The 1,089-nt window shown below is 67.9% G+C and carries 1 protein-coding gene; it reads left to right on the forward strand.

Translation table 11 applies throughout. From position 1 onward, the window contains the following. Window positions 1-56 precede the first annotated feature (56 nt). Window positions 57-1,082 (forward strand): IS30 family transposase, encoded by a 1,026-nt coding sequence (locus tag JM949_RS36115; RefSeq protein WP_456320251.1) that lies wholly within the window; start codon window positions 57-59, stop codon window positions 1,080-1,082. Window positions 1,083-1,089: the final 7 nt, after the last annotated feature.

A 1,089-nucleotide genomic window follows, 5' to 3' on the forward strand; every position in this document is an offset into this window, starting at 1 on the left:
GGCGGGCTCAACCGGTGGTTGCAACACCTCTTTTGGTGGTTGTCGTTGGGGTGGTTATGGCGTCGAGGTTGAGTCTGTTGGAGCGGGAGCAGATTGGGTTGGGTCGGGCTGCGGGTGAGTCGTTGCGGTCGATCGCGCGCAGGTTGGAGCGGTCGGTGTCGACGATCTCGCGGGAGGTGGGTCGGTTCGAGCGTTATGGGCAGCGGTATCAGCCGTTGATGGCGCAGTGGGCGTCGTTTCTGCGGCACAACCGGTCCGGGCGGGTGCCGCGGTTGGCGGTTGGCGGGCCGTTGCGTGAGGTCGTGCTGGATATGCTGCGGCGACGTCGTTCGCCGCAGCAGGTCAGTGCCCGGCTGCGGGTGCAGTTCCCGGACGTGCCGGAGATGTGGGTGTCGCACGAGACGATTTACCAGGCGATTTACCTGCAGGCGCGGGGTAACCTGCGCGCGGAGTTGACGCGGCAGGTGGCGTTGCGGTCGGGTCGGGCGGCTCGCCGTGGTCGGGCGGCGCCGGCTGGGGCGGTGCGTTCGGCCCGGCCGTGGATCGATCTGCGGATCGCTGACCGGCCGGCTGAGGTCGCTGATCGGGCGGTGCCCGGGCACTGGGAGGGTGACCTCCTCGAGGGGGTTCGTCGGGGCGGGCGCGGGGGTTCGGCGATCGCGACGCTGGTGGAACGCGCTACCCGGTTCGTGATCCTGGTCGGGTTGCCCGAGGGCAAGGTCTCCGAACACGTCGTGTCCCAACTGGCCGCGGCGATGACCTGGCTACCGCAACGGTTGAGGGCCTCGCTGACCTGGGACCAGGGCGTCGAGATGGCCCGGCACCGTGACTTCACCATCGCCACGGACTGCCCGGTCTACTTCTGCGACCCACACAGCCCCTGGCAGCGTGGCAGCAACGAGAACACCAACGGGCTGCTGCGCCAGTACTTCCCCAAAGGAAAATTCGACTTCACCACCATCGACCAAGCCGGCCTCGACCACGTCGCCGACGAACTCAACGACCGCCCCCGCATGACCCTGGGCTGGGCCACCCCCGGCGAGAAAATGACCCAACTCTTAGGTGTTGCAACCACCGGTTGAGCCCGCC

Origin of the sequence: Micromonospora tarensis (assembly GCF_016803395.1) — a bacterium.
GTDB classification, from domain to species: Bacteria; Actinomycetota; Actinomycetes; order Mycobacteriales; family Micromonosporaceae; genus Micromonospora; species Micromonospora tarensis.